The following is a 25,610-nucleotide window of genomic DNA, read 5'->3' as shown; positions in this document are numbered from 1 at the left end:
TCATGATCGCCAGCAGCCTGATCGTCGGTGCGCTGCTGTCCAACGGCGTCAGCATCCCCGAGGTGTTCGGCCTGGTGGCGCTGGCCAACCTGGTCGTCGGCGCCTACATCTTCCTGCTGGTGCCCGAGTACCTGCTGCACTTCCTGGCCTGGGTGCTGTCGCGCTTCGTCTACCGGCTGCGCCTGGTGGGCGACGAGCACATCCCGGCCACCGGGCCGGCGGTGCTGGTGTGCAACCACGTCAGCTTCGTCGACCCCGTGCTGCTGATGGCTGCCAGCCCGCGCCCGATCCGCTTCGTGATGGACCACCGCATCTTCCGCACCCCCGTGCTGGGCTGGTTGTTCAAGCTGGCCAAGGCCATCCCGATCGCGCCGCGCGGCGAAGACCCGGCCGCCTACGACGCCGCCTTCGCCGCGGCCGACGCGGTGCTGGCCGAGGGCGACCTGCTGGGCATCTTTCCCGAAGGCGGCATCACGGTGGACGGGCAATTGCAGCCCTTCAAGGGTGGCGTCGTGAAGATCGTCGAGACCCGCCCCGTGCCCGTGGTGCCGGTGGCCCTGGTCAACCTGTGGGGCTCGTTCTTCTCGCGCGCCGAAGGTGGCCGCGCGATGGTCAAGCCCTTCCGCCGCGGGCTGTTCAGTCGCGTCAGCGTGGTGGCCGCGCCGGCCTTGCCGCCGGAGCAGGTGACGCCTGATCGCTTGCGCGACCAGGTGACCGGCCTGCTGCGCGAGCACGGCGAGCCGGTGCTGCAAAACCGCCAGGAGATGGTTGCATGAACAACGAGAACCCACACCTGCCCGTCGACACCGCCCCCTCGGGCTTTGCGCGCTTCCTGATCCTGCTGCTGCTGGTGTTCGCGGTGGCGGGCTTTGGCCTGGTCACCTTGTGCGGCGGCGTGTTCACGATCGCCAGCCTGGGTGGCGGCGAGTACATCGGCGGCGCGTGGGTGATGTCGGTGCCGTCGCTGCTGATCGGCGGCGTGCTGTGCTGGCTGTGCGCGCGGCAGTTCCTGCGCTTCCTGCGGCGCAAGCCGTGATCGCCCTCAGCGCCGCCACGGCGGCCACGGTGCATGCCGTGGCCGAGTACGGCGGCATCGCGGTCGGCGCCTGGCTCTACCGCCGCGCGCTGCGGGCGGGCGCCGCCCGCAACCAGGCGGCGCCCAGCGGCCTGCTGGCGCGCGGCCACTTCGCCGTCGTCGTCGGCCTGCTGCTGGGCGCCGCGCTCGGCAACAAGGCGGTGTTCCTCGTCGAGCGGCCGGATGTGCTGGCCCGCCTGTGGCAAGGCGAGTGGCTGATGCCGGGCCAGAGCATCGTCGGCGGCCTGCTGGGTGGCCTGGTCGGCGTGGAGCTGGCCAAGTGGCTGACCGCCCAGACACGCAGCACCGGCGATGCGCTGGTGGCCCCGTTGGTCGTCGGCATCTGCATCGGCCGCATCGGCTGCTTCCTGGCCGGCCTGCACGACGACACCTACGGCCTGCCCACCACGCTGCCCTGGGGCGTGGACCTGGGCGGCGGCGTGCCGCGCCACCCGTCGCCGCTGTACGAGATCGCCTTCCTGCTGGCGTTCGGTGCGTGGCTGTGGCGCCAGCGTGGGCGGCTGGCCGCGGTGCCGGGCCTGCAGTTCAAGTGCTTTCTCTCGGCCTACCTGCTGTGGCGACTGTTTGGCGACGGGCTCAAGCCGGTACGCCAGCCTTATGCGCTGGGACTCTCCGGCATCCAGTGGGTGTGCATCGTCGCCCTCGCCTTGTACCTGCCCCTGGTCTGGCGCGCGGCGCGGCGCTTGCCGATCGCGGCGGCCGCAACGGCCTGAGCAGCCTGCCATGACCGACCGCAAGACCCGCCCCTACCTCTTCTACGACACCACGCAGAGCGTGTGCACCACCTGCCTGCGCCAGGTGGAGGCCAAGATCGTCTTCAAGGACGAGCGGGTCTACATGGACAAGTGGTGCCCCGTGCACGGCACCGAGCGCGTGCTGATGAGTGACGACGTGGGCTACTACCGGCTGTGCCGCGAGGTCTTCGTCAAGCCGCCCGAGATGCCGCAGCGCTTCGGCACCGCGATGCGCCACGGCTGCCCCTACGACTGCGGCCTGTGCCCGGACCACATGCAGCACAGCTGCCTGTCCATCGTCGAGATCACCGACCACTGCAACCTGCGCTGCCCCACCTGCTATGCCGCCTCGGGCCCCGAGCGGCTGACGCACCGCTCCTTCGACGAGGTGCTGGCCGTGCTGGACGCGGTGGTGGCCAGCGAGGGCCAGGCCGACGTGGTGCAGATCAGCGGCGGTGAGCCCACGCTGCACCCGCGGTTCTTCGACATCCTGGACGCCGCCAAGGCGCGCCCGATCCGCCACCTGATGCTCAACACCAACGGCATCCGCATCGCGCAGGAGCCGGGCTTTGCCGAGCGGCTGGCCGAGGCGGCCGGCACGCGCGGCTTCGAGGTCTACCTGCAGTTCGACTCACTCGAGCGCGCGCCGCTGATGGACCTGCGCGGCGCCGACCTGCGACGCATCCGCGAACAGGCACTGGCGCGGCTGAACGCGCTGGACATCTCGACCACGCTGGTGATGACCGTCAAGCGCGGCCTGAACGACCACGAGATCGGCGACGTGATCCGCCATGCCGCGGCCCAGCCCTGCGTGCGCGGGGTCACGTTGCAGCCGGTGCAGGACGCCGGCCGTGTCGAGGGCTACGACCCGCGCCGGCACAGGCTGACGGTGAGCGAGCTGCGCCGCCGCATCGTCGAGCAGACCCGGCTGTTCCAGCCCGAGGACGTGGTGCCGGTGCCCTGCAACCCGGACAGCCTGGCGATGGCCTATGCGCTGAAGTCAGCGTCCGGCCTGCAGCCACTGACGCGCTACCTCGACCCGCGCACGCTGGTCGAAGGCAGCCGCAACACCATCGTGTTCGAGCGCGACGAGAGCCTGAAGCAGCAGGTCTTCAAGCTGTTCTCGACCAACCACTCGCCCGAATCGCAGGCCGGCTGCCTGAGCGCGCTGATGTGCTGCCTGCCGCAGGTGGCCGCGCCCGAAGGGCTCGACTACCGCCACGTCTTCCGCGTGCTGATCGTGCAGTTCATGGACGCGCTGTCGCTGGACATCCGCGCGCTGAAGAAGAGCTGCATCCACTTCGCGCGGCCCGACGGCACGCTGATCCCGTTCGAGAGCCACAACCTGTTCTACCGCGACGAGCGCGCGGCCCTGCTGGCACGCCTGCGGGCCGAGCTGGACCGCTTTCATGCGCCGCGGCGTCAGGTCATTCCGGTGCGTGCTCCATGAACCTCTCGCCAGCCGCGCTGCGGCGCATCGTCCCGTTCGCGGCCTTCATGGCCATCCTGGCCTTGCGCGGCTACGCCCCGGCGGACGGGCGCTGGGGCTTCGACCCGCGCTGGCTCTATGCGCTGAACCTGCTCGTCGTCGGTGGCCTGCTGCTGGCCTGGTGGCGCGACTACGGCGAGCTGGCGGCGGTGAACCGGCCGAGCGGGGCCGAAGCGGCGCTGGCCGTCGTGGTCGGCCTCGGAGTCTTCGGGCTGTGGATCACGCTGACCGCGCCGTGGATGCAGATCGGCGCGCCCAGCGCGCGCTTCGTGCCGGTGGATGCGCAGGGCCGGCTCGAGTGGCCGCTGATCGCGGTGCGCTGGCTCGGCGCGACCCTGCTGGTGCCGGTGATGGAAGAGCTGTTCTGGCGCTCGTTCGTGATGCGCTGGATCGAGCGGCCGGTGTTCGAAGGCGTCGACCCGCGGCGCGTGGGCCTCAAGGCCGTGCTGCTGTCGACCTTCCTGTTCGTGCTGGTGCACACGCTCTGGCTGGGCGCGGCGATCGCGGGCCTGGCCTATGCGCTGCTGTACCGCTTCAGCGGCAAGCTGTGGCCGGCGGTCATCGCGCATGCGGTGACCAACGGCGCGCTGGGCCTGTACGTCGTCGGCACCGGGCGCTGGGACTTCTGGTGAGCGGCCGCCTTCAGCCGAAGGCCGCGCGCCAGCGCGCCCAGCGGCGCTTGACCTGGCGCTTGAACGCGCGCGCCCAGCGCCACGCGAACGAGGCGCGCACGCGCGCCAGCAGCGCTTCCTTCCACACCGTCCAGCGATCGTAACCCCGGGCGAACCAGCCCATGCGCATCAGCGCGGGCTTGGTCAGTGCGAACAGCCGCGCCACCACCGCGGTGCCACCGACCTTGGCCAGCACGATCACGCCCAGCCCCAGCAGCTTCTGGCCATGCGCCACCAGCCACAGCGCTAGCAGCTTGACCGGCAGCAGCAGCAGCGAGGGCAACAGGAACACCAGCAGCGCCAGCCGCGGTGGCAGCCGGCGGATCAGCGCCTCGACGTGGCGCAGCACCGGCAGCTGGCCGACCCAGGCCATCGCGCGCTGCAGCGGCTCCCAGCCCCATTCCTCGAACAGGATCAGCAGCGCCAGCAGGCCGGTGAAGACCCCGCGCACCAGGCGGCCCAGGCCGCGCAGCAAGGACATCAGCATGGGCCGCATGTTGGCGCGGCGGGGCGGGCTGTCAAGGCGCTTGCGACGGACGGTCCGTCGGACCGGCCAGCCCGTCGCGCGCCCGGGGGGGTGGCCCTAGCCGGCGGCCGCGCAGGCCTGCGCGCAGGCCTGCAGCCAGTCGTTCAGCGTGCGCCCGTGCAGGAACCCCGGGCCGGTGGCAGGCAGGTGCTGGCGCGCGGCCAGGGTCTCGAACAGCCCCAGCTCCAGGCTGCCCTCGGCCGTGAGGTAGACCCATTGCTGGCCCGGCGCGCTGGCCTCGCCATCCGGGGCCTGCCAGGGCACGCCGACCTGCAGCACCACCTCGATTGCCGGCGGCGGCGCCTCGCCTGGCGCCAGCCAGTGCAGTCGCTCGGCGCCACGCAGGCGCTCGGCCAGCAGCGGGCGGTCGGCGGCCTGCGGGCAGACCAGCGCAATGCGTTCGGTGCCGGTCGCGGCCCAGTCGTCGAGCTGCGCCTGCAGCGCGGCAATCGTCGCCTCGGCCAGCGCGCTGCGGGCATCGGAGGCATCGTGGCGGTGGCAGGTGTCGGTCAGTGCGGCGAGCCGGTCGCGCAGGCGCCACTGGTCGGCATCGGCCAGGTAGCCGCTGCGCTGCCAGCCGGCCAGCAGGCGGTCGATCTCCGTGCGCAGCTGGTCGTGCGCCTCCCGCTGCGGCGGTGCCAGCGGCACCAGGCGCTCGGTGTGCACGCGCGGCGGCAGCTGCTCGGTCACCTCGCTGCGCAGGCGCTGCAGCATCACGCGCGAGAGCGCGGCGTCGAGCTGTTCCAGCACCTCGTCGGTCAGCACCAGGGTGCCGGCGCGCGCCGCCTGGATGCGCTCGACCGCCTGCAGCGCGCCCTGGCGCAGCGGGTCCAGCCAGTCGACGATCTCGTGCAGCAGCGTCGGCGGCTCGGCCAGCGGGGCGCCGCACAGCACCAGGGCCTGCGGCGCCTGCAGGTGGCGCCAGCCGGGCAGCTGCTGCGGTTCGTCGACCACCACGAGCTCGGGTTGCCAGCGCGCAATGTGAGCGGCATCGCTGTCCAGCGCCTCGGGCGACAGGATGCGCAGCTCGGCCTCGCCGGACCACAGCGCCTGGCGCTGGTGCAGCGGGCCTTCGACGATCTGTGCCGGCGCGGCCGCTGCATCGGTCGACCAGCGTGCCCAGGCGCGTTGCCAGGCCGTGCGCTGCGCCGGGGTGCACAGCACCAGCACCCGGCGCAGGCCGAAGTGGCGGCGCCACAGCGTGATCGCCGCCATCGCCTGCACGCGCTTGCCCAGGCCGCGCTCGTCGGCGATCAACGCCCGGCCGGCGACGACCGCGAACAGCGCGCCCTCGGCCTGGAAGCTCGGCAGCCGGCAGCGCAGCAGGGATTGCAGCGCCGCGTCGCCGGGGCCGCCCGGGTAGGCAGCTTCGAGTGCCTGCAGGCGATGGCGGGCATCGCGGTTGGCCGCGAACTGCAGCCACACCGCCGCCGGCACCTCGAGCCGGTGGCCGGTTGCGGCGGCGAGTGCCAGCAGCTGCGGCAGCAGCCCGTCGTCATCGGGTGCGAAGCAGCCCTGCGCATCGAGCCGCGCCGCGGCCGCCGCAGCCAGCGCGGGCGGGCAGTGGCGGCCGGGCCGCCAGACGATCTGGTGGCGTTGGTCGACGCACACCAGCGCCAGTGCGCTGTGGGGCGGCAGGTCCGGCTGCGGCGTCGGCGCGGGTGCGGGTGCGCTGGCCGCGGCCGGTGTCGCCGGCAGGTCGTCCAGCAGGGGTTCGGCTGCCGGCGCCGGCCTGGCGCGGCTCGCGGTCTTCCTGGCAGGGGTCTTCTTGGCAGGTGCCTGCTGGGCCGCTGCCTGCTTCGCCGCTGCCTTCCTGGCGGCCGGGGCTTTCTTCGCCGCCGGGGTCTTCGTCGGCGCAGAGGCCTTCTTCGCTGCGGCGCGCTTGGACGGCACCGTCTTCGGTACCTCGGCTGCCGGAGCGCTGGCCTCGGCCGGCTCCTCGGCCGGCGGTTGGGCGGCCTTCGCGGCAGCCTGCGGGGCGGGCTTCTTCGTGACCTTGTCGGCCGTCTTCCGGGCCAGCGCCTTTTTCGCGGCGGGCGCCGCTTTCGGCGCGGCGGCCTGCTTCGCGCTGGCGGTCTGCTTCGCGCCAGGGGCCGGCTGCGCGGGGGCGGCCTTCCTGGCCACGGCCTTCTTCGCCGCGGCGGGCGTCTTGACGGCCGGGGCGGGTGTTTCCGGCTTGGCTTCAGCGGCCGCCTGGCGGCTGGTCTTGCGGGGGGATCGTGCGGTGGTCGCCATGGGGCGGTGGGTGGTGTTCGATGGGGCGGGCCGCGGTGTTGCCGGCTTGGCTTCAGATCGTGCGCGGTCGGCCGCCATGGGGCGGTGGGTGGTGTTCGAAAGTGCCGCAGCGGTCCAGGTGATGCAGGTAGGCGCGGCTGACGCCGGTGGCGCAGGCATGGCAGCCGCAGGTCTCGTCGATGGGCTTCGGGTCGTTCTTGTAGCGCGCGTTGCGGATGCGCAGGTCGCCGTGGCGGGTGAACAGGTGGCCGTTGCGCGCGTTGCGGGTGGGCATCACGCAGTCGAACATGTCGACGCCGCAGGCCACGCCCTGGACCAGGTCTTCCGGCGTGCCCACCCCCATCAGATAACGCGGCTTGTGAGCGGGCAGCCGATGCGGCGTGTGCGCCATGATGCGCAGCATGTCCTCCTTCGGCTCGCCGACCGAGACGCCGCCGATGGCATAGCCCGGCAGGTCCATCTCGACCAGCCGCGCGAGCGATTCCTCGCGCAGCGACTCGAACATGCCGCCCTGCACGATGCCGAACAGCGCGTTCGGGTTCTGCAGCCGCTCGAACTCCACGATGCAGCGGCGCGCCCAGCGCAGGCTGAGCTCCATCGAGGCGCGGGCCTGCCGTTCGGTGGTGAGCTGGCCCTTGGTCTCGTAGGGCGTGCACTCGTCGAACTGCATCACGATGTCGGAGTTCAGCGCCGTCTGCACCTGCATGCTCACTTCGGGCGTCAGGAACAGCTTGTCGCCGTTCACCGGCGACGCGAACTTCACGCCTTCCTCCGAGATCTTGCGCATCTCGCCGAGCGACCAGACCTGGAAGCCGCCCGAATCGGTGAGGATGGGCTTGTGCCAGCCCTCGAAGCCATGCAGGCCGCCGAAGGTGTGGATCACCTCCAGCCCCGGCCGCAGCCACAGGTGGAAGGTGTTGCCCAGGATGATCTGCGCCCCCATGTCGTGCAGCGACTGCGGCAGCACGCCCTTCACGGTGCCGTAGGTGCCCACGGGCATGAAGATCGGCGTCTCGACCACGCCATGGTTCAGCCGCAGCCGGCCCCGGCGGGCCAGGCCCTCGGTGGCCAGCAACTCGAACTGCAACATGGGCAGCATTGTCGCAGCCCGGCGCCAGGCATTCGAATGACTGAAAGGCTTGCAACGTTTGGCAACCGCGCTGCAACACGCCGCGCCTATGCTCCCCGGCTCTTCCGCATTGCCTTCGAACCAGGGACACGAGATGGCCAACAGCAACACCGCCGCCGGATTCTTCGACCAGCCGAACGACCTCGACTTCTTCCGCATCGACCTCGTGGCCGGCCAGCGCTACCTGTTCACCAGCACGCGCACCGGCAGCGCCACGCAGCAGCCGGGTTCGCTGGCGCTGTTCGACCCGGCGGGCGACGCGGTGGCCAGCGATCCGGGCGTGTTGTCGGACGGTGTCAGCCGCTTCGTCTTCACTGCCGCCACCAGCGGCACCTACTACCTGCGCAACAGCGACGGCCAGGGCAGCTACACGGTGAAGGCCGAGGCCGTGCCGCAGGACGACCATGCCGACCGCGCCAGCCAGGCCGAGGTGCTGGCCGTCGGCGCCACCGCCACGGGACAGTTCGACCTGGACCATGACCAGGACTACTTCCGCATCGAGCTTGCCGGCAACCAGCGCTACCTGTTCGAGATGCAGGGCAACGGCACGACGCCGGTGCTGGCCACGCAACTGAAGCTCTTCGACGCCAACGGCAACGAGGTGGCGGCCGACTATGGCGACGCGGCCGATCCGAAGGCGGTGATGTCCTACGTCACCGGCAACGGTGGCACCTACTACCTGCTGGCCACCAACGACGAGCAGGCCGCGCTCGGAGGCCTGGCCACCGGCGGCTACCAGGTGAAGGTGACGGCCATCGCCGCCGACGACCATGGCGACCGGCTCGCCACCGCCACGCCGCTGGCGCTGGGCACCACGGCCTCCGGCGTGTTCGACCTGCCCTACGACCAGGACGTGTTCCGCGTGCAGCTCGAGGCCGGGCAGCGCTACCTGCTGACACTGAACAACACCGGTTCGACCTCGCTCGAGCTCTCCGGCCTGCAGGTGCTGGACGCGCTGGGCAACCCGCTGCTGATCGGCGCGCGGGTGCAGAACCAGCACGAGTCGGAGCTCGCCTTCGTGCCCGAGACCAGCGGCAGCTACTACCTGGTGGCGGCCAACAACGTCGGCTACAGCCTGTCGCCCAGTGCCTCGGTGGGCTCGTTCACCGTGAAGGTGGCGCCGGTGGGCAACGACGACCACTCGGACCGGCCGTCGCTCGGCACGCCGCTGGGCGGCGCGGTGCTGAACGGCAGCTTCGACCTGCCGTCCGACAAGGACTACTTCCGCGTGGAGCTGACGGCTGGCGAGCGCTACGTGTTCGACCTCAAGGGCGACGGCGTCGACACGGTCACCGCCAGCGCGCTGCAGCTGTACGACACCACCGGCACGCTGCAGGTCACCAGCGTCGGGCTCGGGCCGCGCGGCGACAACAGCCTGTCCTTCGTCGCGCCGGTCAGCGGCAGCTACTCGCTGCTGGCCACCAACTACCTGTTCGACGTCGCCTTCGGCACCGGCGTGCTGGGCCACTACACGGTGCAGATGCGCGGCATCGCGCGCGACGACCACTCCGACCTGCCCGCCAGCGGCACCGCGCTGCAGATCGGCGGCAGCGAACTCGGCAGCTTCGACCAGGCCACCGACCAGGACTGCTTCCGCGTCACGCTCAATGCCGGCCTGCGCTACCTGTTCGAGCTGAAGGCCTCCGGCGCCAACCCGATCACCGCCGGCACCTTGCAGCTGTTCGGGCCCGACGGCAGCCTGCTGGGCACCGACAGCGTGGCGCCCGGCAGCGATGCGGCGCTGTCCTTCGTGGCCACCACCACCGGCAGCTACACGCTGGTGGCGACCAACGCGCTGGGCTACACCGACAGCGCACCGGGCGGCCTGATCAACCTCGGGCCGTCGGTGCTCGGCAGCTACCAGGTCAAGGCCTCGCCGCTGTCGCTGGACGACCACGCCGACCTGCCGGCGCAGGGCACGGTGCTGACGATCGAGACGCCGACGACCCCGCCGATCGGCCAGGTGATCAACGGCTCGAACGGCAACGACACGCTGGTGGGCACCAGCGGCAACGACACACTCAATGGCCTGGGCGGCAACGACCGGCTGACCGGCGCCGCCGGCAACGACGCGATCAACGGCGGCAGCGGCATCGACACCGCGCTGTTCGGCGGCCTGCGCGCGGGCTACGCGCTGGCCCGCACGGCCACGGGCTGGACCGTGAACGACGTCAACGGCACCGACGGCGCCGACACGCTGACCGGCGTCGAGCGCCTGGGCTTCGGCAACACCTCGGTGGCGCTGGACCTCGATGGCAACGCCGGCACCGCCGCCAAGATCATCGGCGCGGTGTTCGGGCCGCAGTACCTGCAGAACAAGGACTTCGTCGGCATCGGCCTGCAGCTGCTGGACGGCGGCATGGGCTATGCCGAACTGGTGCAGCTGGCGCTGGCGACACCGCTGTTCCAGCAGCTGGCTGGCGGCCCCAGCAACGCTGACTTCGTGCGTTATGTCTACACCAACGTGGTGGGCAGCGCGCCCAGCACCGGCGATCTGAACGCACTGGTGGGATTGATCGACAACGGCACCTACACCGCCATCTCGCTGGCCATGCTGGCCTGCGAGCTGGACCTGAACGCGCAAAACATCCACCTGGCAGGCCTGGCCCAGACCGGCATCGAGTTCACGCCGCAGGGTTGAGCCTGGCCCGCGGGGCGACGCCGGTCGCCGGGGGGGGCGGCGGTGCTGCCCTAGGATGCGGGCCCATGAACCAAGCCGTCGATCGCCGCCAGTGGGTGACGCCCGAGGACCTCAACGTTGCGCCCGAGGTGCTCGGGCTGCCGCTGGCCAGCCCGGGCCGGCGCGCGCTGGCGATGGCGACCGACCTGGCCGCGATCGCGCTGGTGTCCGCGCTGGCGAACTTCTGGTGGTTGTGCGCCGGGGCGCTGCTGGGTCTTGACCATGCCCGGCGCCAGCAGGCGGGGCGGCGGCCCTGGCGGCGCTGGTGGGTGTGGGGTGCGGCGGCGGCGCTGCTGGCCGCCGGCGCGCTGCAGAGCTGGGACGAGCACAGCCGGCCCGCGCGGCCGCGCGCGGCACGGGCGGCCGCCGGCGCGGTGCCGGCTTCCGGTGCGGCTGCCGACACGGCCGAGGAAGCCGACGATGACGACGAGGACGCCGCCGTCGCCCGGGCCACGCGGCAGCTGCTGGCCGCCGCCGCTGCGGCCTCGGCGGGGGCGTCCGCCGCGGGCGCTTCGGCGCCGCTCTCCGGTGCTGGCGCTTCGGCGGCGCCGCAGGACGCCGGCGCCGCGCTGGGGCTGGCGCTGGCCCACCAGGGCCGGCGCATCCACCAGCTCGAAACCCAGCTGGCCGAGGCCCGTGCCCGGCGTTCGCTCGACCCGCGGGTGTGGCTGCGCCGCTGGTCCGACGAGCTGGGGCTGGGCTACGGCTTCTCGCTGCTGTACTTCTCGCTGCTGCCCGCGTGGTGGGGCGGGCAGACGCTGGGCAAGCGGCTGCTGCGGCTGCGGGTGGTGGAGCTCACCGGCAAGCCGATGACGGCGTTGCGCTGCCTGAAGCGCTTCGGCGGCTATGCCGCCGGCATGGCCACCGGCGGCCTGGGCTTCGTGCAGGTGCTGTGGGACCCGAACCGGCAGGCGATCCAGGACAAGACCGCGCACACCGCGGTGGTCGACTTGCGCCGGCCGCGCCTGATCCTTGACCCCGGCGCCCCGGCGGGGACTACTTCTCTGCCACCAGCGACGACATCACTGCCGCGATAGCCTCGCCCAGCTTGGCCTTGGCGAGGTCCTGGCACTGCGGCTGCGTCAGGTTGGGTTGCGCGTCGAAGGTGGTGGCGCCCTTCTTCGCGTCGAACACCAGCGACTTGCCGCTGCGGGGCACCAGCATCACGCGCGCCGTCACGACGCACTGCTTGCTCTCGGTGAAGCCGCCCTCGACCTGGCTGATGAAGCCGAAGCGGCCGGTGGGGTAGAGCTTGGCCAGTCGGGCGGCCAGCTTCTGCGGCAGCTTGTCGGCCCAGACGGCGTCGCTGCCAACCTTGTTCATCACCACCTCGGACGAGCGGTCGACGATCAGGTACTTGACCGGCGCGGCCAGCGCCACCGAGGTGCCGGCGCACAGCAGCGCGGCGACGACGAGCGTTTTCTGCAGGAACATGGTGAACTTTCTCGGGAAGACGATGGAACGCGGAGCGAGCGCAGTGTACGCAGCGCAGGGATCGTGCCAACCCGGGGAATGACCCACCCCCGGGACGGCCGCGTCAGTTCGCCGCGCGCGCCAGCAGCATCGCGTCGCCGTAGCTGAAGAAGCGGTAGCGCGCCTCGATGGCGTGGCGGTACAGCGCGCGCACATGCTCGTGGCCGGCGAAGGCCGAGACCAGCATCAGCAGGGTGCTGCGCGGCAGGTGGAAGTTGGTGATCAGCCGGTCGACGACGTGGAACTCGAAGCCGGGCCGGATGAACAGCGTGGTCTCGCGTGCACCGGCCTGCAGCGTGCCGCCCAGCGCGGCCGATTCCAGCGCGCGCAAGGTGGTGGTGCCGGCAGCGACGACGCGGCCGCCGCGGGCGCGGGTGGCGGCGATGGCGGCGACGGTGTCCTCGCGCACCTCGAACCACTCGCTGTGCATCTTGTGCTCGTCCAGGTTCTCGCTGCGCACCGGCTGGAACGTGCCGGCCCCCACATGCAGCGTGACGCGTGCACTGCCCACGCCGCGCGCGCGCAGCGCCGCCAGCACGCCGGCATCGAAATGCAGCGAGGCGGTGGGTGCCGCCACGGCGCCGGGGCGCTCGGCGAACACGGTCTGATAACGTTCGATGTCGGCGGCCGCGTCGGCATGGGTGATGTAGGGCGGCAGCGGCACATGGCCGTGCGCCTGCAGCAGCGCCAGCGGATCGGCCGGGAAGCGCAGGTGGAACAGCGCGTCATCGGCGCCGCCGCGGCCCAGCACCTCGGCCTCGAAGGCGCCGTTGGCGAACAGGAGGGTGCCGCCGGGCTTGGGCGACTTGCTCGCGCGCAGGTGCGCCAGCACCTCGTGGCCCGGCAGGATGCGCTCGACCAGCGCCTCCACCGCGCCGCCGGTGGGCTTTTCGCCGAACAGGCGGGCCTTGATGACCTGGGTGTCGTTGAACACCAGCAGGTCACCGGGTTGCAGCAGCGCCGGCAGTTCGCGGAAGATGCGGTCGACCGGCAGCGCGCCGGTGCCGTCGAGCAGGCGCGAGGCGCTGCGCTCGGCGGCGGGATGCTGGGCCACCAGTTCGGGCGGCAGGTGGAAATCGAAGTCGCTGAGGCTGTAGGAGGTCAAGGGCTTCATCGTCTGCAGGCTGTACCGGCCTGGAGGGAGTGTCGCGGACCGCCGATTGTTCCATGCGGTCCGACGATCCCCGATGTGGGTGGGGGCTTACTGTGCATTCGTGCCGTGCGGACCTGCACCGGTACTGCCGTTGCCGGCCTTGCGCCTGTACATGTCCTGGTCGGCCACCTTGATCAGCGTGTCGATGTCGGCGCCGTCGGCCGGGAACATCGCGATGCCGAAGCTGGCGCCGGCCGAGGCCTCGCCGGGCGCCACGTCGGCCAGCGCGGCCAGCGGTTCGCGCATCGCGCGTTCCAGGTCGGCGCGCACCTGCTCCGCATCGCGCCGGTCGGCCACCGCGTCCAGCAGCACCAGGAACTCGTCGCCGGCATAGCGTGCAACGGTATCGTCCACGCGCAATCGGGTGCGCAGCCGCTGCGCCAGTTCCTGCAGCACCTTGTCGCCGACGTCGTGGCCGTAGTTGTCGTTGATCTGCTTGAAGCGGTTGAAGTCGACGAACATCACCGCGAAGGGGCGCCGGTCACCGCGCCGGCGGTGCTGGGCGATGCGCTCGTCGATGCGGCGCAGCGCCGCCTCGCGGTTCGACAGCCCGGTGAGCCGGTCGGTCAGCAGGCGCTGCTGCATGCGCGCGAAGCTGCGTGCCACGTCGCCGATCTCGTCGCGCCGCTGCACCTGCAAGGGCGCGTCGAGCAGCCCCTCGCCGACCCGCGCGGCCGCCTCGGCCAGGCGGCGCAGCTCGCGTGTCAACGCGGCCAGGATCGCCAGGCCGATCAGCAGCGCGGCCAGCGAGGCGGCCACCGCCGCGAACGCGGTGTTCTGGAAGATCTGCACCGCGTGCTGCAGCACGTCGGCCTGCGGCACGGTGACGATGACGATCCAGTCCAGCCCGGCCTCGTCGCGCAGCCGCGCCCAGGCCACCTGCGCGCGCGAAGCGTCCGGCCCGCGCACGACGATGGCCTCGTTCGAGCGCGCGGCGCCGCTGGCCAGCGCCGCCTGCACCGCGGCGTAGGTCGGCGGCACCAGCGGCTCGGCGCTGCGGCTGGCGTGCAGGCGCGCGGGCTGGCCATCGGCCCCCGTCATCAGCGGTTCGCCGCGCGACAGGCCGATCAGCTGCCCGTTGGCCTCCACCACATAGGCCAGCGCATTCGGGCTCAGCGACAGGCCGCGCAGCAGCTGGTTCACGCTGCGCAGCGGCAGGTCGGTGGCCACCACGCCCACCGCCTGGCCCTGCGCGTTGCGCACCGGCCGGCTCAGCGTGGCCACCAGGTCGGTGTTGTTGAAGTCGATGTACACCGGCGTCCAGACCGCCTGGGCCGCGGCCAGGCCGACGGCGAACCAGGGCCGGCTGCGCGGCTCGAAGCTGCGGTTCTCGGTCTGCGGTTCGCCCAGCGCGCCGTCGATGCCGTTAAAGGCCCGGATCAGGCGCGGCCCGCTGCCTTCGAAGCGCAGGCGCAGCTCGGCCTTGTCCTCGCCATGCCGGTACAGGCCGAAGAACTGGCCCTGCCGGTTGCCGTAATAGGCATAGCGGTTCGATTCGCGCTGGATCGAGGTGGCCTGCCAGAAGCGCAGGCGCAGTGCGGGCAGCTCGTCGGCCACCGAGGCCGGCGCCGGCAGGCCGGGCGGGAACGCGGTGTCCAGCACCGCCGCGGCGCCCTCGACCTGGTGCTGCAGCGCGTCGCTGATGCGCTGCGCGGTCTCGCCCAGCAGCTGGCCGGAGAGCCCGTCCACCGCGCTGCGTGCCGCGAAGTACGACAGCGCGCCGATCGTCACCGCCAACATCAGCACCAGGCTGACGTAGGGCAGCGTCAGCATCTGCCGCAATGTCAGGCGCGACAGCCACATCGCGTAGCGCTGGTCGTCCGGGCGGCGTCGCGCTGGCATCACGTCATTGCCGCGGTGGTTCGGCCGGCGCCGGGGCGGAGGCGGCCGGCCCGACGCTGTCGTGCATGCCGATCTGCCGCACGTAGCTGCCGTCGGCCCACTCGTCGTAGACCCAGTCGCCGCCGGCGCGCTGCACGCCGTCGGGCGGCACCGGCGGGCGCGCCACCGGCACGCCAGCCAGCGCCTGCTTCATGTAGCCGATCCACACCGGCAGCGCCAGGCCACCGCCGGACTCGCGGTCGCCCAGGCTGTGCGGGTCGTCGTAGCCGATCCATACCACCGCCACCAGGCTGGGCTGGAAGCCGGCGAACCAGGCGTCGACGGCGTCATTGGTGGTGCCGGTCTTGCCGTAGATGTCGGCCCGGCCGAGCTGCGCCTGCGCCTTGGCCGCCGTGCCGCTGCGCGCCACCTCGTTGAGCAGGCTGCTGGTGATGAAGGCATTGCGCGCCGGGATCGCGCGATCGGCCTCGTCCAACGGCGCCGGCGGCGGCGCCTCGTACAGCACCTGGCCGTGCGCGTCGGTGATGCGCTCGATCAGCACCGGGTCGACGCGCCAGCCGCCATTGGCGAATACCGCATAGGCCTGGGCCAGCTGCAGCGGCGTGGTGCTGCCAGCACCCAAAGCGAGCGTCAGGTTGTCGGGCTGGCGCTCGGACTCGAAGCCGAAGCGCTCGATCCAGTCATGGGCCACGGGCAGGCCCAGCTGCTGCAGCAGGCGGATGCTGACCGAATTCTTCGAGCGGGCCAGCGCCTCGCGCAGGCTCAACGGGCCGTCGAACTGGCCGTCGTAGTTCTTCGGCTGCCAGCTGGTGGGCCCGTCGGCGCCGGGCAGCGCGAGCTCGGCGTCGTTGATCACGGTGTCCGGCATCACGCCATGCTCCAGCGCGGCCGAATACAGGAAGGGCTTGAAGCTGGAGCCCGGCTGGCGCCAGGCCTTCCAGACATGGTCGAAGTTCTGCTCCGCGAAGTCGAAGCCGCCGACCCAGGCGCGCACGCGGCCGGTCGCCGGGTCCAGCGAGACCAGCGCACCCTGCGCCTCCGGCCACTGGGTGACGGCCCACTGCGCCTCGCCCTTCGGCCCCGGCTTGTCCTGCCGCAGCACGCGGATCACCGCGCCGCGCTGGATCGCCAGCCCCTGGCGCGCTTTCGGCGCCAGCGCCGGCTGCACCCAGCGCAGGCCGTCGCCGCTGATGCGCAGCTGCTCGCCGGTGGCCAGCTGTGCCAGCAGCTCGCGCGGGGTGGCCGCCAGCACGATGGCCACGCGCAGCATCTCGTCGTCGCGGTGGTCCTTCAGCGCCAGGGCCGCGGCCCGTTCGACATCCGCCTCCGGCGTGCCGGGGGGCGGCAGGTCCTCCTGGTCTTCCGGACCGCGGTACGGCTGCTTGCGGTCGTGCTCCAGCAGGCCGCGGCGCAGCTGCAGCCAGGCGCTGTTCTGGTCTGCCGCGCGCAGCGAGGTGGTGACCTGCAGGCCCTGCGCGTACACCTCGGTGCCATAGCGCTCGACCACCCAGCGCCGCGCCAGCTCGGCCACGTGCTCGGCATGCACGCCGGTGGCCAGCGGGGAGCGGATCTTCAGCGGCTCGGCGCGCGCCTGGGCCCATTGCGCCTCGGTGATGACGCCGGTGTCGCGCATGCGCATCAGCACGATCAGCTGCCGCGCCCGCGCCCGGTCGAAGTTGGTGATCGGGTTCGCATACGCCGGGTTCTGCGGCAGGCCGGCGAGCATCGCGCTCTCGGCAATCGACAGCGCGGCCAGCGGCTTGCCGAAGTAGGTCTGCGCCGCGGCGGCGAAGCCATAGGCGCGCTGGCCGAGGTAGATCTGGTTCATGTACAGACCCAGGATCTGGTCCTTCGACAGGTTGCGCTCGATCTCCCAGGCCAGCATCGCCTCCTTCAACTTGCGCTCGGGCGTGCGCCGCGCGCTGAGGAAGAAGTTGCGCGCCACCTGCTGGGTGATGGTGGAGGCCCCTTCGAGCCGGCCGCCAGTCGCGAACTTGGCCACCGCGCGCGCGACGCCGATCCAGTCGATGCCGGTGTGCTCGCGGAAGCGCGAGTCCTCGACGGCGAGCAACGCGTCCTGCATCAGCTTGGGGATCTCGGCGATGGGCAGGTAGTGGCGCCGCTCGGCGCCGAACTGCGCGATCTCCACGCCGTCGGAGGTCAGGATGGCCAGCGGCTGGCGCGGCTGGTAGTCGACCAGGCTGTCCATCGGCGGCAGCTCGCTGCGCACCTGGAGCACCGCGACCACGAGTGCGCCGATGGCGCCCAGCCCCAGGCCCAGCAGCAGCCCGAGCGCGAAGCGCCGCCAGCGGCGCGAGGGCCAGGCGCCGGCGCGCGGCGCGGCGGACGAGGGGCGTTGAGGGTCGGGACGCATGCCGGGCATGGATTATCGGCACCGCCCGGCATCGGCCGAAGCGCAGCCATCGGTTAGCATCGTGACGGACCGTGAGCAGAAGCATCGCGCACGGCCCACGTCGCTCGGACGGTTCCGGGCGCTTACGTTGAAAGCTTCCTCCCATGTCGGCATCTCCCGGCCAGCGCCGCTTTGCGCGCATCGACCGCCTTCCCCCCTACGTCTTCAACATCACGGCCGAGCTCAAGCTCGCCGCCCGCCGCCGCGGCGAAGACATCATCGACATGAGCATGGGCAACCCCGACGGGGCCACGCCTGCGCACATCGTCGCCAAGCTGACCGAGGTCGCGCAGCGGCCCGACACCCACGGCTACTCGGCCAGCAAGGGCATCCCGCGGCTGCGGCGCGCCATCGCGCACTGGTATGCCGATCGCTACCAGGTCGAGATCGACCCCGAGCGCGAAGCCATCGTCACCATCGGCTCGAAGGAAGGCCTGGCGCACCTGATGCTCGCCACGCTGGACCGGGGCGACACCGTGCTGGTGCCGGACCCGAGCTACCCGATCCACATCTATGGCGCGGTGATCGCGGGCGCCGACATCCGTTCGGTGCCCTTGGCCGAAGGCGTGGACTTCTTCGGCGAACTGGAGAAGGCCATCCGCGGCAGCTACCCGAAGCCGAAGATGATGGTGCTGGGCTTCCCGTCCAACCCCACCGCGCAGTGCGTGGAGCTGGACTTCTTCGAGCGCGTGATCGCGCTGGCGAAGAAGCACGAGATCCTGGTGGTGCACGACCTGGCCTATGCCGACATCGTGTTCGACGGCTGGAAGGCGCCGTCCATCATGCAGGTCAAGGGCGCGAAGGACATCGCGGTCGAGTTCTTCACGCTCAGCAAGAGCTACAACATGGCCGGCTGGCGCATCGGCTTCATGGTCGGCAATGCCGACCTGGTGGCCGCACTCGCTCGCATCAAGAGTTATCACGACTACGGCAGCTTCACGCCGGTGCAGGTGGCCGCCATTGCCGCGCTGGAAGGCGACCAGCAGTGCGTGAAGGACATCGCGGCCAGCTACCAGAAACGCCGCGACGTGCTGGTGAAGGGCCTGCGTGAAGCGGGCTGGCCGGTGGAGTGCCCGAAGGCCTCGATGTACATCTGGGCGCGCATCCCGGAGCCCTACCGCGCGCTGGGCTCGCTGGAGTTCGCCAAGCAGCTGCTGGCCCAGGCGAAGGTCAGCGTCTCGCCCGGCATCGGCTTCGGCGACCATGGCGACGAGCATGTGCGCTTCGCGCTGATCGAGAACGAGTCGCGCATCCGCCAGGCGGTGCGCGGCATCAAGGCGATGTTCAAGCAGGACGGGCTGGTGGGCTGACCGGGATGATGCGCAGGTTCGGCCTCGGAGGCTGAACCTGCTGCCGTCGCGGCTCGCCTGCCCTTCGCCGGAGGTGGCCAACCAATCCGGCCCTTTTCCGGGCGTGGGCGCCGGGGCGCCCATGGCCTACTGCGGACTGTGGGCCGGTGCCATCGGGGCACCCGGCGTCGCTCCTGCAGGTGATCCCCCATGGCTGTATCGAACATGAAGACCGGCACGCGTCTGGCGCTGGCCTTTGGCGGCGGTGCGCTGCTGATGGCGACGCTGATCGGCATCGGCATCGCCGGCGTCAACGAGCTGGCGGCGCTGGCGCGCGGCCAGGCGCATGCCGAGCAGGCCGAGCACCTGGCGGGCAGTGTCAGCTACTGGCTGCTGGGACTGGGATTGGGCGGCCTGGCGGCCGGTGCCGTGGTGCTGCGGCTGCTGGTCAGCAGCATCGCGCAGCCGCTGGCCGAGGCGATCGTCATCGCCGAAACCGTGGCTTCGGGCGACCTGAGCCAGGAGTTCAGCACCGAGCGCGGCGGCGACTTCGGTCACCTGCTGGGCGTGATGGGCAACATGGAAGACATGCTGACCGACCTGGCCGCTGGCCGAGGCGATCGTCATCGCCGAAACCGTGGCTTCGGGCGACCTGAGCCAGGAGTTCAGCACCGAGCGCGGCGGCGACTTCGGTCACCTGCTGGGCGTGATGGGCAACATGGAAGACATGCTGACCGACCTGGTTACGCGCATCAAGGATTCCACCGATGCGATCGCGGTCGCGTCGCAGCAGATCGACGGCGGCAACGCCGAGCTGGCACGGCGCACCGGCGAGCAGGCTGAATCGCTGGAGCGCACCGCGTCCAGCATGGAGCAGCTGACCGCCTCGGTGAAACACACCGCCGAGCGCGCGCGCTCGGCCACCGGGATCGCGGCCGAGGCCTCCAGCGTGGCCGGCAGCGCCGGCGAGGTGGTGAACCGCGCGGTCGAGCAGATGGCCTCGATCAGCGCCGGCTCGAAGAAGATCGTCGAGATCATCGAGGTGGTGGAAGGCATCGCGTTCCAGACCAACATCCTGGCGCTCAATGCTGCGGTGGAAGCCGCGCGGGCCGGCGAGCAGGGCCGCGGCTTCGCGGTGGTGGCGTCCGAGGTGCGCGCCCTGGCGCAGCGCAGTGCGTCGGCGGCCAAGGAGATCAAGACGCTGATCAGCGACTCGGTCGAGCATGTGGACAGCGGCGCCGAACTGGTGCGCGAAGCCGGCGGCACGATGCAGGGCATCGTGCAATCGGTGCGCCAGGTGTCCGGCCTGCTGGCCGAGATTTCCACCGCGCTGAACGAGCAGAGCGGCAACATCGAGCATGTGAACCAGGCGGTGGTGCAGATGGACCGCGTGACACAGCAGGATGCCGAACGGGTGCGCCAGGCCGCCGCCGCCGCCTCGTCGCTGGCCGGCCAGGCCGCCCAGCTGCAGACGGTGGTCGGCGAGTTCAAGCTCGACGCCGACGAGGCGCCGGCGCCTCCGGCCCGAGCCTAGCCCGCAGGGGCCGCCGCCCGCCGCGCGCGGTGGTAGCTGCCGTCGCCGCGGCTGACCACGCCGTCGCTGGCCAGCACGTCGCCCGGCGCGTATTCCGGCCCGCTGTCCAGCCGCGCATACAGCTCGGCGAAGTCGATGCGTGCCAGCTCCAGCAACTCATCGAGGTCGTCGATGACGAAGTAGCTTTCCTGGAAGTCGTCGATGCGGTAGCGCGTGCGCATCACGCGTTCGAGATCGAAGCGGATGCGGTTCGGCGACGCGCTGTCCAGCGAGAACACGGTTTCAGATTTCGACGAGACGATGCCGGCGCCGTAGATGCGCAGGTCGCCGCGCTCGCGCAGCAGGCCGAATTCCACCGTGTACCAGTACAGCCGCGACAGGTTGTGCAGCCGGCCCAGGCGCTGCGCGCGCAGGCCGCCCACGCCATAGGCCTGGATGTAGTCGGCGATCACCGGGTTCATCAGCATCGGCACGTGGCCGAACACGTCGTGGAAGACATCGGGCTCTTCCAGGTAGTCCAGCTCGTGGGGCTTGCGGATGAACTGGCCCGAGGGGAAGCGCCGGTTCGCCAGGTGCTCGAAGAACACCTCGTCGGGCACCAGGCCCGGCACCGCCACCACCTGCCAGCCGGTGCGCTGCATCAGCACCTCGGACATGCGGCGGAAATCGGGAATGCGGTCGGGGCCGATGGGCAGCGCCTGCATGCCGCGGATGAATTCGCCGCAGGCGCGGCCGGGCAGCAGCTTGCTTTGGCGCTCGAACAGCGTCTTCCAGACGCCGTGCTCCTCGGCCGTGTAGCGCTCCCAGCCCTGGTCGATGGTCCAGTCGGCGCGCTCGGGCTGGACGCCCGCGGCCAGGCCGTGCTTGTCAGAGGCCGGCGCGGCGGCCGCGCTGCTCGGGGCGGTGAACTGCATCTCACACCCCCTTCGCGGGCTGCGGTGCGAACGGCGCGGCCAGCCGGTCGGCGGCCTCGGCCAGGCGCAGGTCCAGCGTGGACAGGCCGCCCAGGTCGTGCGTCGTCAGCGTGATGGCCACGCGGTTGTAGACGTTGTGCCACTCGGGGTGGTGGTTCAGCTGCTCGGCCACCAGCGCCACGCGGGTCATGAAGCCGAAGGCCTGCGAGAAGTCCTGGAACACGAACGTGCGGCTCAGCGTGCCGCCACGTTCGGCGCGGTGCTGCCAGCCGGGCAGGGTGTGCGGCAGCGCGGCCAGCGCCGCAGCGTCGAGAAGGGTCGTCGTCACCGGAGCATCTCCTGCAAGTCAGGCCAGAAGGCGATGGTGCCACTGTAGGGCGTGACCTGCGCAGCATTCCTGCGAGTTGCGGACCACCAGCGTGGATTTGCGCAGGAAAGCTGCAAAATGCGGCCCATGCAAGATGCCACCAAGCTCGACGCACTGGATCGTCGCATTCTTCGCGCGCTCCAGGCCAATGGCCGGGCCACCTACGACGAGCTGGCCGAGCAGGTCGGCCTGTCGCCTTCGGCCACGCTGCGGCGCGTGAAGCGGCTGGAGGAGAGCGGCGTGATCGCCGGCTACGTGGCGCTGGTGCAGGCCGCGCAGGTGGGCCTGCGGCTCACCGCCTACATCAGCGTGCGCATGGCCAAGCAGGCGCCCGGCAGCAAGCGCAGCCCGATGGAGGTGTTCGGCGCCGCACTGCAGAACTGGCCCGAGGTGGTGGAATGCGTCTCGCTGGCCGGTGACATGGACTATCTGCTGCGCGTGGTGGTGACCGACATGGAGCACTACTCGCGCTTCGTGATGGAGCAGTTGCTCAGGCACCCCAGCGTGCAGGACTGCAAGACCAGCTTCGTGCTGAACCAGGTGAAGGCGACGATGGCGCTGCCGCTGTAAGGCCCCGCCTCCGGCCCGGCGTGGCGCGTCAGCCGTGGCGTGCCAGCCAGGCGAAGAATTCCTCGAACCACTGCTGCGAGTTCCTGGGCTTCAGCACCCAGTGGTTCTCGTTCGGGAACCACAGCAGCCGCGCGTCGACGCCGCGCGCCTTCAGCGTGTTGTAGTAGGCCAGGCCGTTGCAGTCGGGCACGCGGTAGTCCTGCGCGCCGTGGATCACCAGCGTGGGCGTCTGCATGCGGCCGGCGCTGGCGTGCGGGCTCTGCGCCAGCACCTTGGCCAGGTCGGCGTAGTACCAGGCCGCCAGGTCCAGCGGGCGCTGCGACCACGAGTCCGCCGCGAAGGTGGCGACGCGGTCGAACACGCCGGCATGGCAGATGTAGGCCCGGTAGCGGCCGGCCGGCACATGGCCGTTCATCCATGCCACCAGGAAGCCGCCATAGCTGGCGCCGGTGCCGTAGACGCGGCGCTTGTCGGCCCAGCGCTGGCGCAGCAGCCAGTCGGTGCCGGCCTCGAGGTCTTGCAGCTCGAGCTCGCCCATGCGACCCATGATGCTGTGCTTGAAGGCCCAGCCGAAGCCGCTGGAGCCGTGGTAGTTGACCTGCGCCACCACATGGCCGCGCGCGGCCAGCAGGTGGGTGTTCCAGCGGTAGCCGAAGGTGTCGCCGGCGGCGGCATACGGCCCGCCGTGGATCACGTGCATCACCGGATGCCTGCGCTTTGCATCGAAGCCGGGCGGGAAGGTCAGCCACAGCTGGACCGGCTCGTCCCGTGCGCCGGTGACGCTCACTTCGCGCGTTGGCCCCAGCTGCAGCCGCGCCAGCAGCGCATCGTTGAAGCGCTCGATGCGCTGCGGCGCCGCGCCGGCGCGCCGCGCGAACACCCGCACCGGATGGTCGGCCGCATCCATCGCGGTGAGCACGACTTCCTGCTCGCCGCGACCGGCGACATCGAAGCCCTGCACCGTGCCGCCGGGCTCGATGACCGTGAAGGCCTCGCGCGCCAGGTCCAGCCGCCACAGCGGCGTGCGGCCGCGCGCTTCGGCCGTCAGGTACAGCGCCCGGCCGTCGGCCGACCAGCGCAGCGGCTGGTTGACCTCATGGTCCCAGGCCTCACCCAGCGGCCGCCAGGCGCTGCCGTCGCGCGGCAGCAGCGCCGGCTTCATCATCATCGTGTGATGGCGTCCGACATGAGCGGCCAGCGCGGCCAGCTGCCGGCCATCGGGGCTGTAGCGTGGGTAGTCGAAGTCCCATGCCGGGTCGTCGGCCAGCCGGCGCTGTGCGCCGGTCTTCATGTCCAGCTCGACCACCGCGCGCCGGTTGCCGGCCACCTTCTCGGCCGCCGGGTCGAGCGTGAACGCGAGACAGCGGCCGTCCGGGCTGATGTCGAAAGGCTCGGGCGACTGTTCGTCGCGCGGCAGTTCCAGCCCGGTGCCGGCGAACATCGGCGTGATGCGGCCGCTGGCAAGGTCCAGCCGCATCAGCTGCACCACGCGGCCCGCCGGATGCGCGTGGTCGAAGTGGCGGTACTGCGCCTCGCGGGTGACGTAGGCGCTGTCCTTGCGCGCAGCGTCTTCGCGCCAGCGCCTGGCCTGCGCCTTCGGCGTCTTCAGGTCCGGCCAGACCCAGGCCGCATAGACGATGCCCGTGCCATCGGGCAGCCAGCGGAAGGCCTCGATGCCCGGCAGCACCTCGGCCACGCGCGCGGCCTCGCCGCCGTCGGGCGAGATCAGGTAGAGCTGCGCCAGCTCGTCCTTCGCGCCCTGCTGCTCGCGCCTGGCGAGGAAGGCGATGCGGTCGCCGCGCGGTGACCAGGCGGCCTGCGTGGCGCGCTGGCCGGCCGTGGTCAGCCGCCGCGGCGGCCGCTGCCCGTCGGTGGACAGCAGCCACAGCTGCGTGCTGCTGTCATTGCGGGCCATCGAGAACTGCGTCACCGCGCACACCGCGCGCCGGCCGTCGGGGGCCAGCGCGAGGTTGCCGATGCGCTCGATGCGCCAGAGGTCCTCGATGGTGATGGGGGCAGGGCGGCGGGCGGCGGGCATGCGCGGATTGTGGAGGCCCCTCGGCCCCTCATGCCGCGGGACCGAACTGGCCCTTGACGACGTTGGAGTCCGAGCTGGCGCTGCCCGGCTGGAAGGGCCGCAGCGTCACGCGGGCATACAGCTCGTCGCGCAGCGCCAGGATCGGCACGCCGAAGATGATGGTGTCGCCGTCCTCGTCGAGCACGCTGGACGAGACCATCTTCGAGATCGTGCGGTTCACGTTGGCCGGCGTGGCCTTGACGAAGCTGGTCAGCAGCGGCGCGCCGCGGTCCTCGTCGAACACCGGGTCGTCGCCGCGCAGTTGCACGCGTTCCTCGAACACGGTGCCGGCCAATTCCTCGCGCGGGGTGAAGCGCAGCTGGTAGCTCACCGTCACCTTGTGGCGGTTGCCCTGGGTGGCACGGTCGATCTTCAGGCTGACATTGGCAATCGAAGGCATGATGGTTCCTCGGGTTTCAGGCGTGGGGCCGGACCTGCCACCGACCACCGGCGGCTGTGTTGTCCTGCCCACGCCGGCACTTACGAGGCCGGAGGCACGGGGCGACGCATCGCCGCCGGTGACCTTGGTCATCCATCCGAATGCGGACGGAACCGCCCTCAGTGCGCCGGCCGCAGGTCGATGCGCAACACGCCGTCCAGGTGCTGCCAGCGCAGCTTGCCCAGCACGTCCATGCCCAGCAGGGGCTGGTCGTCCAGGCCCGGCAGCGCCAGCAGGCGCATGCGTTCGATCTTGACGCCGCCCTCCAGGGTGAGGTCGGCGACGACGCGCTGCCCCTGCGCGGTGCCCCCTGCGGTGTTGGTGCGGACCGTGCCTTCGGAGCCGAGCGCGAGTTCCTCGGCCAGCCCGGCCGGCAAGGCGGAAGCGGTGGCGCCGGTGTCGACCAGGAACACCACCGGTCGGCCGTTGACCTGACCGGGCCAGTGGTAGTGACCGTCGCGGCCGCGCTGCAGCTGCACCACATCGCCGTGCACTTCGAAGCGGCTGCGCTGCTCATTGCGCAGCCACCACTGGAAGCCGAGGAAGACGATCGTGCCCAGCAGCAGCCAGACCGTGGTGAGCTTGAGCGTGTGCGGCAGTTCGGCGGGCATGGCCGCCACCATGCCACAAAGCGCGCGCTCAGGTGGCGCTGGCCTGCCGCACTGCGCGTTCCCAGTTCGCCATCAGTTCCAGCGCACGATCGCGCGGCATGGTCGGGTGGAAGCGGCGTTCCACCTGCCACAGGCTGCTCAGTTCGTCGAGATTGGCGTACACGCCGGTGGCCAAACCCGCCAGGTAAGCGGCCCCGAGGGCGGTGGTCTCCACCACCTGCGGCCGCACCACCGGAATGCCCAGCAGGTCGGCCTGGAACTGCATCAGCAGGTTGTTGACGCAGGCGCCGCCGTCCACCCGCAATTCGGCCACGGCCTGGCCGCCCGCGGCCTGCGCGTCGCGGCTCATCGCCTGCAGCAGCGCGGCA

The 25,610-nt window shown here is 71.3% G+C and carries 22 protein-coding genes and 2 pseudogenes; 10 read left to right on the top strand and 14 right to left on the bottom strand.

Annotated elements, in window-relative coordinates; translation table 11 throughout:
- The 5 genes from ACILR4_RS25195 to ACILR4_RS25175 form a co-directional block, all read left to right on the top strand.
- Positions 1-776 (top strand): 1-acyl-sn-glycerol-3-phosphate acyltransferase (locus ACILR4_RS25195; RefSeq protein WP_395703651.1); only part of this gene is annotated, 776 nt, incomplete at its 5' end.
- On the top strand, positions 773-1,036 hold the full coding sequence (locus ACILR4_RS25190; protein WP_395703650.1) for a hypothetical protein: 264 nt from the start codon (positions 773-775) through the stop codon (positions 1,034-1,036). The genes ACILR4_RS25195 and ACILR4_RS25190, both read left to right, overlap by 4 nt.
- A complete protein-coding gene (locus ACILR4_RS25185) occupies positions 1,033-1,809 on the top strand; it encodes a prolipoprotein diacylglyceryl transferase (RefSeq protein WP_395703649.1) in 777 nt (258 codons plus the stop codon). The genes ACILR4_RS25190 and ACILR4_RS25185 overlap by 4 nt, the downstream gene beginning before the upstream one ends.
- 10 nt (positions 1,810-1,819) lie before the next feature.
- Positions 1,820-3,280 (top strand): radical SAM protein, encoded by a 1,461-nt coding sequence (locus ACILR4_RS25180; protein WP_395703648.1) that lies wholly within the window; start codon positions 1,820-1,822, stop codon positions 3,278-3,280.
- Complete coding sequence (locus ACILR4_RS25175; protein ID WP_395703647.1) at positions 3,277-3,951, top strand: CAAX prenyl protease-related protein; 675 nt, start codon at positions 3,277-3,279, stop codon at positions 3,949-3,951. The genes ACILR4_RS25180 and ACILR4_RS25175 overlap by 4 nt, the downstream gene beginning before the upstream one ends.
- Positions 3,952-3,961: 10 nt before the next feature.
- On the opposite strand, the gene ACILR4_RS25170 is transcribed toward ACILR4_RS25175, so the two are convergent.
- From ACILR4_RS25170 to tgt, 3 genes and pseudogenes are all read right to left on the bottom strand, one after another.
- Positions 3,962-4,477: a hypothetical protein gene (locus ACILR4_RS25170; RefSeq protein ID WP_395703646.1), complete on the bottom strand. Its 516-nt coding sequence runs from the start codon at positions 4,475-4,477 to the stop codon at positions 3,962-3,964.
- A gap of 96 nt (positions 4,478-4,573) precedes the next feature.
- Positions 4,574-6,751, bottom strand: coding sequence for an SNF2-related protein (locus ACILR4_RS25165; protein ID WP_395703645.1), 2,178 nt, complete (start codon positions 6,749-6,751; stop codon positions 4,574-4,576).
- Positions 6,752-6,854: 103 nt separating this feature from the next.
- A pseudogene (gene tgt, locus ACILR4_RS25160) lies at positions 6,855-7,841 on the bottom strand (tRNA guanosine(34) transglycosylase Tgt); the annotation flags it as partial.
- Positions 7,842-7,974: 133 nt separating this feature from the next.
- On the opposite strand from tgt, the gene ACILR4_RS25155 reads away from it, so the two are divergent.
- The gene (locus ACILR4_RS25155) at positions 7,975-10,521 is read left to right on the top strand and encodes a hypothetical protein (RefSeq protein WP_395703644.1); all 2,547 of its coding nucleotides are present in this window, start codon (positions 7,975-7,977) and stop codon (positions 10,519-10,521) included.
- 65 nt (positions 10,522-10,586) lie between these two features.
- Entirely contained in the window at positions 10,587-11,597 is a 1,011-nt protein-coding gene (locus tag ACILR4_RS25150; protein WP_395703643.1) for an RDD family protein, read from the top strand.
- Here the strand turns inward: ACILR4_RS25150 and ACILR4_RS25145 are convergent.
- The 4 genes from ACILR4_RS25145 to ACILR4_RS25130 all read right to left on the bottom strand — a co-directional run bounded on the left by ACILR4_RS25145 (position 11,557) and on the right by ACILR4_RS25130 (position 17,411).
- Positions 11,557-11,994, bottom strand: a complete 438-nt coding sequence (locus tag ACILR4_RS25145; RefSeq protein ID WP_395703642.1) for a hypothetical protein — start codon at positions 11,992-11,994, stop codon at positions 11,557-11,559. The genes ACILR4_RS25150 and ACILR4_RS25145 overlap by 41 nt on opposite strands.
- A 103-nt stretch (positions 11,995-12,097) precedes the next feature.
- Positions 12,098-13,147 (bottom strand): tRNA preQ1(34) S-adenosylmethionine ribosyltransferase-isomerase QueA, encoded by a 1,050-nt coding sequence (queA, locus tag ACILR4_RS25140; protein ID WP_395703641.1) that lies wholly within the window; start codon positions 13,145-13,147, stop codon positions 12,098-12,100.
- A gap of 87 nt (positions 13,148-13,234) precedes the next feature.
- On the bottom strand, positions 13,235-15,028 hold the full coding sequence (locus ACILR4_RS25135; RefSeq protein ID WP_395703640.1) for a diguanylate cyclase domain-containing protein: 1,794 nt from the start codon (positions 15,026-15,028) through the stop codon (positions 13,235-13,237).
- A gap of 4 nt (positions 15,029-15,032) precedes the next feature.
- Positions 15,033-17,411 carry a penicillin-binding protein 1A gene (locus tag ACILR4_RS25130; RefSeq protein WP_395703639.1) on the bottom strand — a complete coding sequence of 793 codons (2,379 nt, stop codon included), beginning with the start codon at positions 17,409-17,411 and terminating at the stop codon, positions 15,033-15,035.
- A 134-nt stretch (positions 17,412-17,545) separates the two neighbouring features.
- Here ACILR4_RS25130 and alaC point away from each other — a divergent pair, with 134 nt between their 5' ends.
- A complete protein-coding gene (gene alaC, locus ACILR4_RS25125) occupies positions 17,546-18,751 on the top strand; it encodes an alanine transaminase (RefSeq protein ID WP_395703638.1) in 1,206 nt (401 codons plus the stop codon).
- Positions 18,752-18,877: 126 nt separating this feature from the next.
- Here the strand turns inward: alaC and ACILR4_RS25120 are convergent, their stop codons facing one another.
- Positions 18,878-19,357 (bottom strand): hypothetical protein, encoded by a 480-nt coding sequence (locus tag ACILR4_RS25120; RefSeq protein ID WP_395703637.1) that lies wholly within the window; start codon positions 19,355-19,357, stop codon positions 18,878-18,880.
- On the opposite strand from ACILR4_RS25120, the pseudogene ACILR4_RS25115 reads away from it, so the two are divergent.
- Positions 19,335-20,264: pseudogene (locus ACILR4_RS25115) on the top strand (methyl-accepting chemotaxis protein); the annotation flags it as partial. The gene ACILR4_RS25120 and the pseudogene ACILR4_RS25115 sit on opposite strands and share 23 nt — an antisense overlap.
- On the opposite strand, the gene phhA reads toward ACILR4_RS25115, so the two are convergent.
- Entirely contained in the window at positions 20,261-21,178 is a 918-nt protein-coding gene (gene phhA / locus ACILR4_RS25110) for a phenylalanine 4-monooxygenase (protein ID WP_395703636.1), read from the bottom strand. The pseudogene ACILR4_RS25115 and the gene phhA sit on opposite strands and share 4 nt — an antisense overlap.
- Position 21,179: 1 nt before the next feature.
- The gene (locus ACILR4_RS25105) at positions 21,180-21,506 is read right to left on the bottom strand and encodes a 4a-hydroxytetrahydrobiopterin dehydratase (protein WP_395703635.1); all 327 of its coding nucleotides are present in this window, start codon (positions 21,504-21,506) and stop codon (positions 21,180-21,182) included.
- A 126-nt stretch (positions 21,507-21,632) separates the two neighbouring features.
- Here ACILR4_RS25105 and ACILR4_RS25100 point away from each other — a divergent pair, with 126 nt between their 5' ends.
- Positions 21,633-22,115 carry an Lrp/AsnC family transcriptional regulator gene (locus tag ACILR4_RS25100; protein ID WP_395703634.1) on the top strand — a complete coding sequence of 161 codons (483 nt, stop codon included), beginning with the start codon at positions 21,633-21,635 and terminating at the stop codon, positions 22,113-22,115.
- A 28-nt stretch (positions 22,116-22,143) separates the two neighbouring features.
- Here ACILR4_RS25100 and ACILR4_RS25095 read toward each other — a convergent pair whose 3' ends face one another.
- The 4 genes from ACILR4_RS25095 to ACILR4_RS25080 form a co-directional block, all read right to left on the bottom strand.
- Positions 22,144-24,153: a prolyl oligopeptidase family serine peptidase gene (locus ACILR4_RS25095; protein ID WP_395703633.1), complete on the bottom strand. Its 2,010-nt coding sequence runs from the start codon at positions 24,151-24,153 to the stop codon at positions 22,144-22,146.
- A gap of 28 nt (positions 24,154-24,181) precedes the next feature.
- Positions 24,182-24,592, bottom strand: a complete 411-nt coding sequence (locus tag ACILR4_RS25090; protein WP_395703632.1) for a hypothetical protein — start codon at positions 24,590-24,592, stop codon at positions 24,182-24,184.
- A gap of 158 nt (positions 24,593-24,750) precedes the next feature.
- A complete protein-coding gene (locus ACILR4_RS25085; RefSeq protein ID WP_395703631.1) occupies positions 24,751-25,242 on the bottom strand; it encodes a TIGR02281 family clan AA aspartic protease in 492 nt (163 codons plus the stop codon).
- Positions 25,243-25,270: 28 nt separating this feature from the next.
- On the bottom strand, positions 25,271-25,610 hold a 340-nt coding region (locus tag ACILR4_RS25080), incomplete at its 5' end, for an FGGY-family carbohydrate kinase (RefSeq protein WP_395703630.1).

This window comes from Aquabacterium sp. (genome assembly GCF_044226965.1).
In the GTDB taxonomy this organism is placed as follows: Bacteria; Pseudomonadota; Gammaproteobacteria; order Burkholderiales; family Burkholderiaceae_C; genus Pseudaquabacterium.
The sequence above is the reverse complement of the archived record's forward strand: the minus strand, read 5'-3'. Positions and strand labels throughout refer to the sequence as shown.